This is a genomic window from Kangiella sediminilitoris (assembly GCF_001708405.1).
GTDB classification, from domain to species: domain Bacteria; phylum Pseudomonadota; class Gammaproteobacteria; order Enterobacterales; family Kangiellaceae; genus Kangiella; species Kangiella sediminilitoris.
Map to the genome: position 1 here is coordinate 1,148,017 of NZ_CP012418.1, position 14,606 is coordinate 1,162,622.

Genomic DNA, 14,606 nt, shown 5'->3' on the forward strand with positions numbered 1-14,606 from the left:
ACATACTGTATGACTGATAATATTACCTCGGGAACTAGTCTCGAGGACTGTCTATTAAGCGACATTGATACTATAAAGAAACTCAAGCAGGCAATTGCTAAAAGACAGAAGCAAGGCCAGCCTGCGTCTAAGCTTGAAGACAAGCTGGAACGGATTTTGCAAACCTCATCCAACATAGTTCAGGGCAGGAGTAATGCAATCCCTTCTGTCATCGAGTTCGATGATTCTCTTCCAGTTTCACAGTCACGTCAGAAAGTTGCACAACTTATAAGGGATAATCAAGTTGTTGTAATTGCCGGGGAAACTGGATCCGGCAAAACAACTCAAATTCCAAAAATATGTCTGGAACTGGGTTTAGGCAGAAGAGGGCGAATTGGTCATACACAACCAAGACGAGTCGCTGCTACCAGTGTGTCTAGAAGAATAGCCGAGGAACTTAAAACTGATATAGGGCATGTGGTTGGCTTTAATATTCGATTTAATGACCAAACCAATTCCGTCACTCCGGTTAAGGTTATGACTGATGGAGTTTTATTGAATGAAATTATTCATGACCCTTTATTGTTGCAATATGAAGCAATCATCATCGACGAGGCCCATGAACGTAGTTTAAATATTGATTTCTTATTGGGCTACCTCAAACGTTTACTTAATAAGCGTCCCGATCTGAAACTAATTATTACATCTGCAACAATAGACGTTGAAAGCTTTGCCAGGCACTTTGGTCAAAAAGGTGAACCCGCGCCTGTACTTGAAATTAGTGGACGAACTTATCCCGTTGATGTCTGGTATCGTCCAAATGATGAGGAAAATCCGTTACCCCAGACAGATCAAATTGGGCATGCCGTACAAGAAATAATGGCATACGGGCCTGGAGATATACTGATCTTTTTACCCGGGGAAGCTGATATCCGTGATACAGCTAAATTACTCCGCAAGGAGTCGTATCAGCAGTGTGAGGTGCTTCCTTTATATGCTCGGCTTTCAATTTCGGAACAGGAAAAAATATTTAAGCCTTCAGGAGGCAAACGTCGAATCGTCCTGGCAACCAATGTTGCAGAAACTTCCATCACAGTCCCCGGTATTCGTTACGTCATTGATCCGGGTTTAGCGAGAATTAGCCGGTACTCTGTGCGCAGTAAAATCCAGCGACTACCCATAGAAAAAATATCACAAGCTAGCGCCAATCAGAGGAAGGGACGGTGCGGACGTGTTGCGGAAGGTGTTTGTATAAGGCTTTACAGCGAAGAAGACTTTGATGAACGTAAAGAGTTTACTGACGCTGAAATTTTGAGAACGAACTTAGCTGCTGTCATATTACAAATGAAGCAGCTCAAGTTAGGTGATGTCCAGGATTTCCCTTTTATCAACCCGCCCGAAGAGCGACAGGTCAGTGACGGTCTGACCCTATTAAATGAGCTACAGGCGCTGGAGAGTAATAAAAAGCTGACACCTATTGGCAAGAAGATGGCTCGCCTTCCCATTGAACCACGTCTGGCCAGAATACTATTAGCCGGAGAAGAAAAAAAATACTTAAACTATGCCTTAGTTCTAGCAGCTTTTTTGTCCGTCAAAGACCCACGAGAATGGCCCTTTGATAAGAAAGAGAAGGCACAGCAGAAACATTCTAAATATAAGCATAAAACGTCTGACTTTATCGCTATTATTAACCTATGGAATTACCTGCATGAGCAACAGTCGGATCTTAGTAACAGTGCTTTTAGACGCTACTGTAAAGAAGAGCTGATCAATTTTAATGCTTACCGAGAATGGAAAAGTACTTATCGTCAGCTGAAAAGTCTGATGCAAAATCAGACTGGGAAACATAAAAACCCAAAGGAATGGAAAACCGCTGAATTTGATCAGGAAGACCCTGTGTTTTACCAGCAACTGCATCAAGTTTTGTTGACAGGTTTACTCAGTTTTATCGGGCAAAAGGATATTGAAAAGGGGTACCTTGGTACACGCCAAAGTAAGTTTATGATACACCCTCAGTCAATAAACTTTAAAAAGCAGCCACCCTGGCTGGTCACTTTTGAAATTGTAGAAACTACACAACCTTATGCGCGAATGACCGCAGCAATAGAACCAAATTGGTTGGAGCATATCGCCAGTCATTTGATCAAAACTCATTATTATGATGCTCACTGGAGCAAGAACCGGGGCGCTGTTGTTGCTAATATGCAGCAAACATTATTGGGTTTGAAAATTGTAAGTAATAGAACCGTTAATTATAGTTCAGTTGAACCTGACTTATGTCGAGAGTTATTTATTCGTCACGCCCTTGTGCGTCAGGAGCTTGATTCAAAACAACCTTTTCATCAGCATAATGTTGAGGTCAAAAAGCAAGTCGAGCAAGAGATCGCAAAAGCCAGGCAGGCGGATTTATGGGCGGATGAGCACGACATTGTAAATTGGTTTGAGCTTCAATTACCGAAGTCAATCATTAACGTCAAAACGTTAAATAAATGGCTTAAAAAAGATCCACAGAAGAATAACAAGATGCTCAGCATAACCCCCAAGGTATTATTACCTGAAGAGCAGGAAGATAAGGGGCTTTATCCTGAATCAATAGAGGTTAAAGGTGTTGAGCTTAAGCTTAAATATCACTTTGAACCAGGACATGAAAAAGACGGGGTAACAGTAAAACTTCCGCAAAGTCTAACAAGTCAATTTACTGATGCAGATTTTGAGCGCCTGGTACCAGGTTTGTTAGAGGAGAAAATCGAATTTTTAATTCGTTCCTTGCCTAAGCGCTTCCGCAAGAATTTTGTTCCGATTCCTCAGTTTGCCAAAGCTTGTTATGAGAAGGTATTAACAAGTAAGGGGCGACTGATTGATATTATAACGCATCACCTGTTTACAATGACGGGTGTAATTTTGCCAATGGAGGCATGGTCTGAGTTAAATTTACCTGAACATTTTTTAATGCGTTTCGAAGTAGTAAATGATGAAGGGAGTTTACTTTATAGTACTCGTACCCTGGAAGAGAAACCCAAAAAAGTAGCTAAGACCAAACAAAGGAAAAAAGCGAAATTAGAGAATGTGACTTATACCGACTGGCCTACCGAATATACAAGAGAGTCCAGTATGGAAGAGGCGGGCGTTGATTTTCCTGTATTTAACGCTTTGGAAGATGCGGTTAATAAAGTCCGTATTGTACCGGTAGTTAACAAGAAACAGGCAGAAAAAATTCATATCAAGGGTGTATGCAGGTTAATCGCTCTGGCTGAGCAAAAGACTTTTGGTTATTTGCAGAAAAAATATCATAATCGTCAGCAGCTCATGCTCGCCTGTGCTTCGCTGTATTCAGCTGAAGACCTGATAAATGATGTAATGATGTCCGTGATTAAGAGTTATGTTTCTGACAATGTTCCTTATGATGAAGATGCATTTAATGAATGCCTTAAACAAGTCGAAAAAATGCTGGTACCAGAGGCCAATAAAGTTCTTGATCAGTTAGTTGGTACTTTGAAAGCAAGAAATAGCTGTCTAAGTAATATCAAGGCCATGGGAAAAAACTTTAAGGCAGCATATGATGACATTAAGGTTCAACTGGACTATCTATTCCAGCCTGGATTTTGCTATCGATTTGGTGTTGACCACATTCGTGACTATGCACGTTACCTCAAGGCAATTGAGCTGAGAATTGAAAGAATACAACACAACCCTCTCAAAGATGTGCAATTACAGCAAACGTTTAAACCATGGCAAGATGAAATGCTTGAGTTGGAAAAGGATAATAAGATTCCACAGTTTGAGGTAGATGAGTATGGTTGGATGTTGCAGGAGTTCAGGATTTCTCTATTTGCTCAAGGGCAGAAAACTCGTTTTCCTATTTCTCATAAACGACTGCAAAAGTTTCTGGACCGTCTCAATAAAGAATATATTTAGTTAGCGCTCTGAGCGACTCGACCAGTGATCACTCGGTTACGGCCAGACTCTTTAGCCTGGTAAAGTCGCCTGTCCGCTTCCTCTATCATGCTTCCTAAATCTCTCTCGAGTGTTGAATTAATGCCAATGCTTACCGTCACCTGTAATGTGTAGTCTTCTGCTCTTATAATTGTTTCTGAAATTTTCTGGCGAAGCTTTTCAAAGTACATATTCGCATGCTCAGCCGGCATGCCTGTCATATACATGCAGAACTCTTCACCTCCAAATCGGGCAACGATATCTGACTTACGTACCGATTTTTTTAAAATTTTAGCGACTTCTCTCAGTACCGCATCACCCACTGTATGCCCATAGGAGTCATTAACATCTTTAAATTTATCTATATCGATCATAGCGCAGGTAACCGCAGCATTCTGGCGTACCATTGAGTCATGCATAGTATCGGTAACGTCGAAGAAGTGTCTACGGTTAGGGATGCCGGTTAAGTAATCGTTACTAGCCGCTGTGGCAAGTTCTTGGTAAGTGTTTAGTCGATCCATATAAGAGTTAACTCTCAGGTAAAACTCCTCAGCCAAAAAGGATTGTTTGATAATAAAGTCATCCGCTCCATGTTTAAGAAACGTTGCAGCCATAAGACTCTGACCTGCGCCTGATACGCCTAATATGGCCAGTTCCTGTTTACTGTATATACGACGTAATTTCCTTGTAAGTTCACATCCATCCATACCCGGCATATGAAAGTCTGTGATAACCATTTTGACATCTTGGTGGTACTTGACGTAATCAAATGCATCCTTTGGGCTAGTAAAGTGAATCAGCTGGTATTGGTGTACCTGTAGCAAGGACTCGAGTACCTTTGCAGATGTTTTTGAGTCATCAACAATAACAATTTTATTATTAGGATTCCTATCCAGTCGTTTGATAGTCTCGACTATTTCGTGAGCCACATGCTTATCATTCTTAATAAAGTAATCAATAATCTTTAGGCGCCAAAAATGCGTACGTAACTTTGCCGTAATATCACTGATAAGCACCATCGTAGGCACTTTGTGCTTTCTGAATAAGTCGACCGACTCACCATCGTTAGATTCTCTCAGACGATAACTGACTAAGCAGGCATGAATCGTGTTCTTGTCAATTCTTGACAAAATAATTCTTGCTTCATCCAGGCTGTTACAGGTCACGACACCAAAAGGGGTGTTGTCGATTATTTGCTTCTCTATGAGGGCGCAGAAAAACTTGCTGTCATCTACTATGATGATTTTCTTCATCAATTAACGGTCCTTATTGTTATTACCCAAAGATTATAAAGCGACGTAACTGAGTATTCCTTAAACCGTGTTCGCTTTTGAGTATTTTTCATTAATGCTTACTTTCATATCGCCACAATAGGTTTTTTTCATTTTTTTTCATTTTTTTTCAGCTGAATTGTAAAATTTCAGCCAAAATTTGTCACTGGTTAGACCAAGGAATTGTATAGATATACGACACAACATGTTGTAAAAAAGTTCATCACTTGTAAATTTGTGATGCGGTTTTCTTTTATTTTGAGAACTAGCAAGGTATTGATCGTTATTGTTTTTCTTCATTTATGCATTCCTCTATCGAGGATTCAATAATTCTCAAACCCTATCTTTGACACATCTCGACGTGTGTAAAAAGATCTTTTCAATCCCTTTAAATCCAGTGACTTAGGCCTATGACTGGGTCCCTTTTTGTCTAATTTCTGGACAATAGACAGGTGATAAAACTCTTAATATATTGAATGCTGAATTACTAACTAATGCTTTTGTGCATTACAGCGTAATGGGTAAAGGATTGCCAACTTCAGCTTCGTCGTAATGGCTAAAGTCGCGCAAAAAACATGTTCAATAAAGGTATTCAGCGGAGGGATTTTCCCAATGAAACGTTATCTAGGATTAACTGCGAAAACTGGGGCAGTGCTAGGGCTGCTCCTAAGTTCACAGTTAAGTATTGCAGGCCCCAAAATTCATGAGGTTCAACCTTATCCTGCAGCAGAACCCACAAATCTAGTCATCTGGGGGACCGGGTTTGATGATCCAAGTATTTTCTTCGGTACGTATCCTGATCCATTAGTGATCAGTGCAGATCAGAGCCCCTGCTCTGATATGGAGTTCAATCCAGCACCACCATTAGATCCAACTGATTTTGATTGTGTGGTTGTGGATCTTCCTTATGTAAATAATGGTGCTCCAGCAGTTCCATCAGGAGATTATTTATTAAAAATCGTAACTGAAGGAACAAATATTTGTGGAACAAAACCAAGTTCATTGACCTTTGAATACATACCTTCAGATTGCTCAGGAGTAAATGCTCAAAATGTATTCTGTTCTGGCGATATGACTGGAGCGGTTGGGGCAACTAACGTTAGCCTATCCAATCAAGCTAGTAAATGGTCATTCCCAAGCCAGATATACCCTGGTGAATTGGTGACTTTTACTGCTAATCAACCATCAGCTAATGAACTTGCAATTAACCTGGATGAAGCTAACCTTCATCAGGGATTTGTTATTCACACTTCATGCTCACAACCCCTTCTTTTAGGAGATATATTCGGTAGTTTTGAGTTAGTTGATTATGTGGGCGATGATTCATCTCAAATTGAAGAAATTGACTTATATGATCTGACTCTTGGTGGAGTAGGTCCACAAGGTCCTGAAGGTCCTCAAGGCCCACAAGGTAAACAAGGTGAGCAGGGTGACCAGGGTCCTCAAGGTAAAGTAGGTCCTCAAGGTGAAGCTGGTGCTCAAGGTCCTCAGGGTAAAGTAGGTCCTCAAGGTGAAGCTGGTGCTCAAGGCCCTCAAGGTAAAGTAGGTCCTCAAGGGGAAACTGGTGACACAGGTGCCCAAGGTCCTCAGGGTAAAAAAGGTGATACTGGTGATACTGGTGCCCAAGGTCCTCAAGGTAAAGTAGGTCCTCAGGGTGAAACCGGTGCCCAAGGTCCTCAAGGTAAAGTAGGTCCTCAAGGGGATACTGGTGAAACAGGTGCCCAGGGTCCTCAAGGTAAGAAAGGTGACACTGGTGATACTGGTGCTCAAGGTCCTCAAGGTAAAGTAGGTCCTCAGGGTGAAACTGGTGCCCAGGGTCCTCAAGGTAAAGTAGGTCCTAAAGGTGATACTGGTGACACAGGTGCCCAGGGTCCTCAAGGTAAAAAAGGTGACACTGGTGATACTGGTGCCCAAGGTCCTCAAGGTAAAGTAGGTCCTCAGGGTGAAACCGGTGCCCAAGGTCCTCAAGGTAAAGTAGGTCCTAAAGGTGATACTGGTGACACAGGTGCTCAAGGTCCTCAAGGTAAGAAAGGTGACACTGGTGATACTGGTGCTCAAGGTCCTCAAGGTAAAGTAGGTCCTCAGGGTGAAACAGGTGCCCAGGGTCCTCAAGGTAAAGCCGGTCCTCAGGGTGAAACAGGTGCCCAGGGTCCTCAAGGTAAAGTCGGTCCTCAAGGGGAAACTGGTGATACTGGTGCTCAAGGTCCTCAAGGTAAGATCGGTCCTAAAGGTGACCAGGGTGACCAAGGTCCTCAGGGTAAAGCCGGTCCTCAAGGGGAAACTGGTGCCCAGGGTCCTCAAGGTAAAGTAGGTCCTCAAGGTCTGCAAGGTCCTCAAGGTAAGAAAGGTGATACCGGTGACACAGGTGCCCAGGGTCCTCAAGGTAAAGTCGGTCCTCAGGGTGAAAAAGGTGACCCAGGGGCAGATGGAATCGGATCCAACCTAATGTGCTTCAGTACTGACCAAACTATTGGTAGCCAAGGTAAATTCATGGGCTTAGGTCAACAGGCAGGAGAGCACGATAGTGTAGGTGTTATCAGTCCGTTTGCCGAAGGAGCTGAGGTACTAACCCTGGTTGTTAAAGCTGCACAGGGCAATAACCCTAACTCCGGTATAGCGATGCTCTACCATGACGACCCTAATGGAGCTCACGGTGGTGTACCTGTAGGTTCCTCACCAAATAATGAATGTATTTTAGCTGACACTCCTGTAAAAAGTGTCTGTAAAATTACATTCGCCACTAATAACGACCTAGATGTGTTTGATAGCTTAAGTGTGTTTATTCAAACCACTGGTGGTGGTAGCTTCGAGGGTGGATCAGCGTGTATCTTGATCGACCCAGATGGAACTGAGTAAGTCCCTCGCGTGAAGAAGGAAGGGCCCAGCTTTTGCTGGGCTTTTTCTCGTAGACTTACTTAAATAATAGTGCTATAGATAAATCGTTAGGCATGAATCATTTCTGAGTAATTAAGGTGGTTTGCAAATGAGGGATATATTTGTGTTACTTCAAAGGGGCAAATTAAGCATACTTTTTATTTTGTTTCTATGTGGCTTCTTAATATGCTTTTCTCCAAACATAGCTTTTTCAAAAGCTTCTGAAACTCCTGTTGCAAGTAGTGGCCCTTCCAGTATTGACCTGGCAATGTCCGGACGCTGGAATCAAGGCCCGGTATTCGCCAGTGCCGTCTCTGGTCATTACATGTACTTTGGTTCGTCCGGTACTGTTCGTGTTGTAGAGGTTGAAAAAGATTCCAGCGGTAATGCAACGGCATGGCAGGAAGTGGCTTCTATTAGCACTGACGGAGTAGTCAGAGATATGTTGATAGAAGGAGATTACCTCTACATAGCAGATGGTTCAGGTTGGATGCGGGTGATTAACGTCAGGAATCCTGCTAACCCAAAGCTAAGTGGAAAAGTTCGCCTGAATAGTGAAATCAAATCCATTCATTTTCATGATAATAATATTTATATCGCTGCAGGGTGGACCGGTATTCATATTATTAATGTTTCTAATGCCGAAAAGCCTATTTTGGTGAACACCTATAAATCTGGTGGTTATGTGCTAGACATCGTTGTTGCCAAAAACACCGGCTTTATTGCCGCAGGTCAGGATCATGGTTTACAAATTGTAGATTTGGCAGACTTAAGCAATCCAAAGTTATTATCTTCTCATGAGATATCGGGTAGTGCCGCGGGTATAGACTCTAACGGTGAATATGCATACGTTGTTAATATGGACGATGAAGAGCCAGGCTTGCATATTTTTGATGTAACCGTTCGAGAAAAGCCAGTAAAAATAGCCGTTCAGCCATTAATCTACGGTGCTGAAAGGGTTCGCCTGGAAGGTAATATGGTTTATGTTGCTGGAGTAGCCAATGACGCTGGTTTAATCGTAATAGATGTATCTAACCCGGAAAAGCCTAAGAAAATGGGTTCCTGGTGGGACTCTACCTGTTCAGAATCAGTAACCATTGATAACCAAATTGCATACCTGGCTCATGGCGATCAAGGTTTGGAAATATTGGATGTTCGTGACCCAAACGATCCCTCTGTGATCAAGCATTTCTCAGCTGCCGGACGTGTCAGAGGGGTGGATACGCAGGGTCAGTTAGCTTTTGTAGCAAATGGCTATCGGGGTTTAAAGATCGTCGATGTATCTAATCATGCTAATCCTGTTGATTTATCTGAGCTCAAAACCTATCGAGCACTTGATGTTGATGTGGCAGGACCTTTTGCTCATGTAGCCGATGACTGGGCGGGGTATAAACTCATAGACATCTCAAACCCTAAGGCGCCAAAACTAGTTGCTGAACTAGATACTCCCGGCTATGCGGAAGACATATTCGTTCTTCAGAACATGGTCTACATTGCCGATGGAGAGGGGGGGCTGCGTATATTGGATCTGTCGGATCCCTCTAGTCCAAAAGAGGTATCATCAGTACCAGTAGAAGGCGGTTATGCCTATGAAGTTTATGTGGCCGGTGATTTCGCATATTTAGCCGCAGGTGAGGCTGGTCTTTTAGAGATCAATGTTTCTAATCCTAAAAGGCCTATTGTTTATTCACAGTACAAACTGGATAACAAGAAATTTGAAGTTAGAGGAGTGGCCGTAGAGGGCTCTCGGGTCTATGTTGCGGGTGGTTATACTGGTATGACTATTCTAGATATTTCGATTCCTTCCGAGCTCCGGCTGGTGGGGCGATTCGAAACTAAAAAACGCGCAAACAATGTTAGTGTGGTTAATAATAAGGCTTATCTCGTCGACTCAGATCACATTAGAGTAATTGATGTTTCGCAGCCAAGTTTGCCTAAGGAAATTGATGATCATCCTGTCCCGGCGAGCGCCGCTAAAATTCACAGCAGCCTGAAAGGCGTCTTTGTTGCCGGTATGGAGTCAGGATTGCTGATATTTGAGCCTTGAGTGAAATGATTGTAGAGGTGGTAGTAGGCTCACTGCTTTACTGAGCCCACGGCTTGCTACTAATTGTCTGGTAAATGTTTTTGGCGATAGTTTTCGTACCATAACTGTGTAGCACCACAGACAGCGGCGGGCATGACCAGCAGATTCAGTATGGGGATCATAGTACATAACATGACCAGGCTACCAAAACCCAAAGTTCCACTGCGACTGGTTTGCAGTGTTTTAAGCATGTCGTCAAAAGCAATCTTGTGGTTATCCATAGGGTAATCGACGTATTGGACCGACATCATCCAGGCGTTAAAAACAAACCAGATAATCGGGAATGCAATTGCACCAATTATAGGGACGAACAGTACTAATAAACACAATATTGCTCGGGGTATGTAATATTTGAGTTTTATCCATTCCCTCTTTAGAAGTCGGGGTGTATCTTTAATCAGGTCTTTGAAGCCTTGATCTTCAATTGGCTTATCGGTATGTCCCTCTTCAGCATGAAGTTTACGCTCGACAGCTTCAGCAAGAAGGCCATTAAACGGAGCCGCAATCCAATTTGCTAACATGGAGAAAAAGAAAAAAATGAAAAGTACTGCACCCACAATGACAATTGGCCAAATAAGCCAGGCTAAGGCTGTTCCTAGCCACTCCCAGGCCCCCCAGCTTGTTACTGTGTTTTCAACCCAGGCTGCCCAATAAGAAATTTGATTTATAAGGTAAATCAATGCGATAGTTAGAAAAACTAAATTAATACCTAAAGGAATAAAAACGTACCGTTTAATCCCTTTTTGTAGAAGCATACGGAAGCCGTTGGCTAAATAATGAGCACCTTCAAAACTATTTTGAGCCATACAATGTTTTTTTACACTTACTGTGTGCTAAATGATGAAAAATAATTTACACTTAAACGCTTTAGATTGTAACCCTAAGAAATGTAACAGAGCCTTACAAACTCATTCCTAAGAGAATAAGACGTAAAAGATAAATGCGATTAAAACAAATAAAATTAGCGGGATTTAAATCATTTGTTGATCCAACCACGGTTTCCTTTCCGAGTAATCTAACTTCGGTTGTTGGACCCAACGGTTGTGGTAAGTCTAACCTGATTGACGCGGTGCGCTGGGTGATGGGGGAGTCATCTGCTAAAAACCTCCGTGGTGATGCCATGACTGACGTCATCTTCAATGGTTCAACAGGGCGAAAGCCAGTTGGTCAAGCTAGTATTGAGCTGGTGTTTGATAATTCCGATGGTACTGTTCAGGGTGAATACGCTAATTATAATGAGATATCCGTTCGTCGTGTGGTTAATCGTGAGGCTCAGTCTTCCTATTTTTTAAATGGGACTCGTTGTCGTCGTAAAGACATCACCGATATATTTCTTGGAACAGGTCTCGGACCAAGAAGTTATGCCATTATCGAGCAGGGCATGATTTCGAAACTCATTGAATCGAAACCTCACGAGCTAAGAATTTTCCTCGAAGAAGCTGCCGGTATCTCTAAATATAAAGAGCGTCGTAGAGAAACAGAAAATCGTATTCGTCATACGCGAGACAATCTTGACCGCCTTAACGATTTAAGAGAAGAGTTAGGGAAGCAGCTTTCTCATTTAAAGCGTCAGGCTACTTCTGCTGAACGTTACAAAGAATATAAAGCCCAGGAGAGGGAACTTAAAGCTCAACTGGCGGCTATTCGTTGGCATCAATACGACGAAAAGATTGAGTCGTTGGATGAGGCTATTCATAAAATGGAAACAGAAGTTGAGGCTAAGGTCGCTGACCAGCGTCATTCTGATGCCGAAATTGAGAAGTCTCGAGAGCTTCATATTGAACTGACAGACGCACATAACGAAGTTCAGGGACGTTTTTATGGTATAGCTGCAGATATTGCTCGGCTCGAACAGGCCATTGAGCATGCACGTCAGCAAAAGTCACAGCTACTGGAAGATAAGACTCAGGTTGAAGCCTCTTTAGATAAACTTAGAGATCAACTTAAATTTGATGAGTCTAAGCTTGAGGAGCTTATGACTGAGTTACTTCAAGCAGAGCCTGATCTTGAAATGAACTCTGAACAGGTTGAAGAACAGCAGCAACAGCTTAATGATCTTGAAGAAGATATGCGATTATGGCAGCAGGATTGGGATATTTTTAATCAGCAAGCCAGCGCTAATGCTCAAAAGACAGAAGTTGAAAAAACGCGAATCCAACATTTAGAGTCACATCTTTCTCGTCATCAAAAACGTCTAGAAGAAATTAAAGATGAGATCGGTCAGCAGCAGTCTGGTCCGATGGAGTCTGAGCTAATGAAAGCTGCTCAGGAGCTTAGTATCGCTGAAGAACAGGCAGAAAAGCTTGAAGAAGAAGTGAGCCTCTCCGTTGAAAAAATTAATGAAAGTCGGCAGCAGCAGCGCCAACATAACCAAAAGTTGGAAGAGACTCGAAGAGAGCTAAGGACTTTTGAGTCCAGAAAACTCTCCCTTGAAGCTAAGCAGAGCGCAGCTTTAGGCAGTGATAATGAGGATGCTGTGTCATGGATGGAGTCAAAAAATCTCAGTAATAACCTGCGTTTAGCTCAGAATCTTCAGGTTGAGTCTGGGTGGGAGATTGCTGCTGAAACAGTACTAGGCCAGTATCTTGAGGCTGTTGTTGTAGACTCTGTAGATGATTATGCCACCAGCCTCTCAGAGCTTGCCGCCGGATCCGTTCTTCTGGTTAATTCCGAGGCAACGTCTAAGTCTGAAGCTGGGAAGCTCTCTGATAAGGTTAAAGGGGCTGAGTCTCTGAATGGCACCCTTAACCATGTCTTAATAAGCGATGACTTGCAGACGGCACTGGCTCAGCGAGCCCAGCTTGAGCCGCATGAGTCAGTTATAACAAAAGATGGAGTCTGGTTAGGTAAAGACTGGCTTAGAGTCTCGCGGCCTAGCGATAGCGAATCCGGCATTTTGGAGCGAGAAGCAGAGTTAAATGACTTATATCAGAAAATAGAGCAGCAGGAAGCTATATTAGAACAGCTCGAGCAAACTAAAGACCAGTTGTCAGAACAACTTGCTGAGCATGAAGAAACCTGGCAAACGAAACAGTCTCAGCTGGCGCAGGCTAACAAGAAACATAGTGAGCTAAGGGCTAGTGTTGGTACCCAGCAAGCTAAGTTAGAACAGGCTCAGAATCGCTTGGAGAGACTGAAAAAAGAGCAACAAAACATTATTGAGCAAGTTCATGATGATGAGGCTGCTCTTGCTAAAAGTCGTCAACTTATCGAGCAGCTCCTCGATGCAATGGAAAAGGACAGTGACAAACGTGACTTATTGACGGCTCAAAGAGAGGAGCGACGCGCACAGCTTGAATCAAGACGTGCTCAAGCTCGAGAAGCAAAAGAGACAGAACAGAAACTAGCAATCAGAGTCAGTGCACTCAAAGCAGAAGTAAATTCTACTCGCTCAGGATTTGAGCGTGTGAACTCACAAATTGGAGAATTAACTTCAAGAAAGGTTGAGTTGGAAAATAGACTGAGTAGTGACAGTGACCCTACGGAAGAATATACAATAGAGCTTGAAGAAGCTTTAGAAAAGCGTCTCGTAGTTGAAGAAGAAATGAAGCAGGCGAGAAATAAATTGAGCGAAGTTGACGAAAAAGTTCGTAAACTTGAACGCCTACGGCATGAAGCAGAGCAGGGAGCACAAGGTGTTCGCTCTCGTCTGGAAAAATTACGCATGGACTGGCAAGAAGCCAAAACCAGACAGAACACCCAGTCTGATATTTTGAAGGAAGCTAAAAAAGATGTTGAAGACGTGCTTGAATCGCTGCCTTCTGATGCTAATGAGCCAGATTGGTTGAAAGAGATAGATGAAGTCAGTGGACGTATTCAGCGACTGGGGGCCATTAACTTGGCGGCTATCGAAGAATATAAAGCGGCTGAAGAGCGAAAAATTTACCTGGACTCGCAAAATGATGATCTAGAAGCTGCACTGGAAACTCTCGAAAGTGCGATTCGAAAAATCGATCATGAAACTCGTACCCGCTTTAAAGAAACCTTCGATAAAGTTAACAAAGGTGTTCAGGAATTGTTCCCGAAAGTTTTCGGCGGTGGTCATGCCTACCTCGAGTTAACGGGTGAGAACTTGTTGGATACTGGCGTTGCTGTCATGGCGCGTCCCCCGGGTAAAAGAAATTCGACCATCCACCTGTTGTCAGGTGGCGAAAAAGCATTGACTGCAATCTCCCTGGTTTTTTCTATATTCCAGCTTAACCCAGCACCTTTCTGTATGCTGGATGAGGTTGATGCTCCCCTGGATGATGCCAATGTGGGACGTTATGCGAACCTGGTAAAAGAAATGAGTGAACATTTGCAATTTATAGCTATTACACACAATAAAATTGCAATGGAGACAGCGGATACTCTTCTCGGGGTAACTATGAGTGAGCCCGGTGTATCACGCGTTGTATCGGTTGATGTGGACGAAGCAGCAGCTTTAGCGGCTTCCTGATAAATAAAGTTTGAAAGGGTGATCT

At 42.9% G+C, this 14,606-nt stretch carries 6 protein-coding genes; 4 read left to right on the forward strand and 2 right to left on the reverse strand.

What is annotated here, in order from left to right:
* Positions 1 to 9 precede the first annotated feature (9 nt).
* Positions 10 to 3,894, forward strand: coding sequence for an ATP-dependent RNA helicase HrpA (gene hrpA / locus KS2013_RS05355; protein WP_071890125.1), 3,885 nt, complete (start codon positions 10 to 12; stop codon positions 3,892 to 3,894).
* Here hrpA and KS2013_RS05360 read toward each other — a convergent pair.
* Complete coding sequence (locus KS2013_RS05360; protein ID WP_068990816.1) at positions 3,891 to 5,165, reverse strand: GGDEF domain-containing response regulator; 1,275 nt, start codon at positions 5,163 to 5,165, stop codon at positions 3,891 to 3,893. The genes hrpA and KS2013_RS05360 overlap by 4 nt on opposite strands.
* 630 nt (positions 5,166 to 5,795) lie before the next feature.
* On the opposite strand from KS2013_RS05360, the gene KS2013_RS12135 reads away from it, so the two are divergent.
* Together KS2013_RS12135 and KS2013_RS05375 are read left to right on the forward strand one after the other, a co-directional pair.
* Positions 5,796 to 8,039 carry a DUF7467 domain-containing protein gene (locus tag KS2013_RS12135; protein ID WP_068990821.1) on the forward strand — a complete coding sequence of 748 codons (2,244 nt, stop codon included), beginning with the start codon at positions 5,796 to 5,798 and terminating at the stop codon, positions 8,037 to 8,039.
* Between the two features lie 286 nt (positions 8,040 to 8,325).
* The gene (locus KS2013_RS05375; RefSeq protein ID WP_169816857.1) at positions 8,326 to 10,104 is read left to right on the forward strand and encodes an LVIVD repeat-containing protein; all 1,779 of its coding nucleotides are present in this window, start codon (positions 8,326 to 8,328) and stop codon (positions 10,102 to 10,104) included.
* Positions 10,105 to 10,163: 59 nt separating this feature from the next.
* Here KS2013_RS05375 and cysZ read toward each other — a convergent pair whose 3' ends face one another.
* Entirely contained in the window at positions 10,164 to 10,949 is a 786-nt protein-coding gene (gene cysZ / locus KS2013_RS05380; protein ID WP_068990825.1) for a sulfate transporter CysZ, read from the reverse strand.
* A 134-nt stretch (positions 10,950 to 11,083) separates the two neighbouring features.
* Here cysZ and smc point away from each other — a divergent pair, with 134 nt between their 5' ends.
* Positions 11,084 to 14,581 carry a chromosome segregation protein SMC gene (gene smc, locus KS2013_RS05385; RefSeq protein ID WP_068990826.1) on the forward strand — a complete coding sequence of 1,166 codons (3,498 nt, stop codon included), beginning with the start codon at positions 11,084 to 11,086 and terminating at the stop codon, positions 14,579 to 14,581.
* Positions 14,582 to 14,606 lie beyond the last annotated feature (25 nt).

Coding starts and splice junctions, on each gene's coding strand:
- KS2013_RS12135 (WP_068990821.1), top strand. CDS start 5,796: ATGAAACGTTATCTAGGATTAACTGCGAAAACTGGGGCAGTGCTAGGG.
- KS2013_RS05375 (WP_169816857.1), top strand. CDS start 8,326: ATGTCCGGACGCTGGAATCAAGGCCCGGTATTCGCCAGTGCCGTCTCT.
- cysZ (WP_068990825.1), bottom strand. CDS start 10,949: ATGGCTCAAAATAGTTTTGAAGGTGCTCATTATTTAGCCAACGGCTTC.
- hrpA (WP_071890125.1), top strand. CDS start 10: ATGACTGATAATATTACCTCGGGAACTAGTCTCGAGGACTGTCTATTA.
- KS2013_RS05360 (WP_068990816.1), bottom strand. CDS start 5,165: ATGAAGAAAATCATCATAGTAGATGACAGCAAGTTTTTCTGCGCCCTC.
- smc (WP_068990826.1), top strand. CDS start 11,084: ATGCGATTAAAACAAATAAAATTAGCGGGATTTAAATCATTTGTTGAT.